Raw genomic sequence first — 3,001 nt, 5'->3', positions numbered from 1 at the left:
CTTTGGAAAAATTGTGAGCGTCAATTAACCACCAGTCTGCAAATGGTCGTTTTAGCGTTTTTAGCACTATTACTTAAGAGATTTTAGACAGCTTCTAAGATCTTTTTTGGTTTGTAATCGCAATTAATTAACCGAGCGTATTTATGAAATTATTATTGGTCTATCATTTTTGATTGCAATATGCTAAAACGGTCCGCCGACTAGCTGGGGAAGACTAGTCGGCGGACCGTTATTGGTTGCTAGGCCTGTAACCAAGTTGGGGAGACTTGATTAAGCTGTGGCTGCTTGAATGGTTTTAGTTGGTTGTTGTTTGTCGAACTTGGTTTGGAAATTGATTAACCGCATAGCGTTGAAGATAACGACTAAGATACTAGCTTCATGGACAAACATCCCACTGGCCATGTAGATATAACCGAAGATTAGCCCAATCAGTAGGAAGGCCACGGTGGCAATGGCGATGAAGATGTTTTCACGAGTGTTCGAGACAGTTTTCTTGGCGAGACCGTGGGCGTGTACTAATGCGGGGAAGCTTGATTGCATCAAGACGACATCGGATGTATCGATGGCAACGTCAGTCCCACTACCCATTGCGATTCCGATATCGGCGTTAGCGATTGAAGGACTGTCGTTGATGCCATCCCCAATAAAGGCGACCGTGTTACCGGCTGCTTTTAGTTTCTTAACGTATTCGACTTTTTCTTCTGGCAAGAGGTTGGCGTGAACTTCATCTAGGTTCAATTCTTTGGCAACGGCTTGAGCGGTGAGTTCATTGTCTCCAGTTAACATAACGAGTTTCTTGATTCCTTGGGCTTTTAATGCGGCGAGGGAGTCCTTCACGCCTGGACGAATCGTATCGGCAATCCCGAAGATGAGTTGAACTTGTCCGTCGACTGCCATGATAACGGTTGATTGACCACCAGCTTGTAAATCATTGAGATCTTTGAGTTGAGTAGGATTTAGTTTGATATTATGAGCCGTCAACATTTTTTGATTACCAATGACAACTTCTTGCTTACCGACTTGTGCACAGATTCCTTGACCCTTAACGGTTCCAGTGTCATCTAGGACGGGAGCGACCCCCACTGACTGCTGGTCGGCATAACTGACGATTGCTTGGCCTAACGGATGGTCGGAAACGCCCTCAATAGCGGCAGCGAGAGCTAGTTGATTATCCGCATTGTTTGTGTAAGTGTGCATGGTTGTAACGGCAGTGTTACCTTCCGTTAAAGTACCGGTCTTATCGAAGACCAGGGTATCGACTTTGGCAAAAGTATCGACGACTTCACCACCCTTGATCAGGATACCACGCTTGGCACCATTCCCGATTCCGGCAACGTTTGACACTGGGGCGCCGATAACTAAGGCACCTGGGCAACCGAGAACCAGTACCGTGATTGCTAAGCGGAAGTCACGGGAGAAGGCGAAGACTAAGACTGCTAAAACGAGGACGGCAGGCGTATAATATTGAGCAAAGCGGTCGATGAACTTTTCAGCTTTGGACTTGGTATCTTGAGCTTCTTCGACCAATTCAATAATTTTGGCAAAAGTCGTGTCGTCGCCAACCTGAGTCGCTTTGATCTTCAGATAGCCATTTTCAACCATTGTTCCGGAGTAAACCGAGTCCTTGAGTTGCTTGTTGATTTGGCGTGCTTCACCCGTAATTGAGGCTTCGTTAAGGTAGCCGTTACCTTCAACAACAATCCCGTCAACGGGAACCTGACTCCCAGTTTTAACTAGGACAACGTCACCTTCGTCCACATCATCAACGTCGACTTCTTCGGTGCCATCATCAGTAACTAAAGTTGCGGTAGTTGGTGACATGTCAGTCAAGCCTTTGATTGCGGTCCGCGTCTTCTGCAAGGTCTTGCTTTCGAGATAGGAGCCAAACAAGAAGAGGAAAGTAACGATTGCGGATTCGTTGAATTCACCAATAATGAATGCCCCAATCACTGCGATACTAACTAACAGTTCAATACTGAAAACTTTGTTCCGAAGTGCGCTCCAAGCACGAACCGCAATCGGAATGACGGCAATAATTGAAGCAACTGCTAAAATGACTTGGTAACCGAGCGTAAATTGTAAGAGATATTTACTGAGCATCCCAAGAACAATCAGAATCCCCGTAACTAATGTAATTTGATTCGTATGTTTAGTGAGAAATAATTGGAATTTCATAATTTGCAACTCCTTATTTGATTTGATGACCCTAGTATAGTGAGTTCAGCTTGATGGCAACTTGATAGGCGTCAAGTTTTGCAGTGAAAGCCCTGACGACAGATGGTGAGTTACAGCCAGTTCGGTTAGGCCGACACAGTGTGACGTGGATTGGGGATTCACTGACGGCCGGCTGCTGGGTCATGGGTAAGTACCCTGCCGAAGATTATCGCGCGGAAGCCAACTATGCGGCGGTTGCGAGTGACTTGTTGAATGCACGGAATGTCCGCATTGCTTATAGTGCCGTTGGTCTCAGTAAACCAGGAACTGGTGGCGTACCGGTACTGCCGGAGGTTTTAACAGCCGTGGATATTAAAACGACGTGGCAACCAGTACCCACGGATTTAGTTGTGATTAATGTTGGTACTAATGATCGGCATACGGATGATACGACGTTCACGGTAGTTTTGCGCCGCTTCCTTAATCAAGTGCAGACGCTTTACCCGAATAGCCGGCTTGCTGTAATGATCCCGTTTAATCAGAATTTTGCAGCGATTATTCGCGCGGTCGTGGCCGAATTTATGCAATTGCAACTCATTGAAACGGCTACTTGGCAACTCAGTACCACGGACGGGGTGCATTTAGATTTAGCTGGCTCCCAGATGGCGGGCGAATTAACAGCACAAGCGTTGCGGACACAGTATCCAGATGTTTTTAAATCGTGATCAACCCATCTTATGGTAGATTGTAAAATTAATCCGAACGCTGTTCGGACAAAAAAGATCAGCTTTCTTTAAAATGGTGTTTACCACAAACCCATCTTTTAGGAGCTGATCTTTTGTCTAGT

The 3,001-nt window shown here is 45.9% G+C and carries 1 protein-coding gene and 2 pseudogenes; 2 read left to right on the top strand and 1 reads right to left on the bottom strand.

Annotation, left to right across the window (positions count from 1 at the left end):
* Positions 1–87: pseudogene (locus tag FC26_RS12750) on the top strand (IS5/IS1182 family transposase); the annotation flags it as partial.
* Between the two features lie 183 nt (positions 88–270).
* On the opposite strand, the gene FC26_RS07930 reads toward FC26_RS12750, so the two are convergent.
* Positions 271–2,175, bottom strand: coding sequence for a heavy metal translocating P-type ATPase (locus FC26_RS07930; protein WP_057779431.1), 1,905 nt, complete (start codon positions 2,173–2,175; stop codon positions 271–273).
* A gap of 77 nt (positions 2,176–2,252) precedes the next feature.
* On the opposite strand from FC26_RS07930, the pseudogene FC26_RS07925 reads away from it, so the two are divergent.
* Positions 2,253–2,879 (top strand): annotated as a pseudogene (locus tag FC26_RS07925) (SGNH/GDSL hydrolase family protein); the annotation flags it as partial.
* Positions 2,880–3,001: the final 122 nt, after the last annotated feature.

Origin of the sequence: Paucilactobacillus vaccinostercus DSM 20634, assembly GCF_001436295.1 — a bacterium.
Taxonomy (GTDB): domain Bacteria; phylum Bacillota; class Bacilli; order Lactobacillales; family Lactobacillaceae; genus Paucilactobacillus; species Paucilactobacillus vaccinostercus.
Note: the sequence above shows the minus strand (reverse complement) of the source record. Positions and strands in the feature narration are given on the sequence as shown.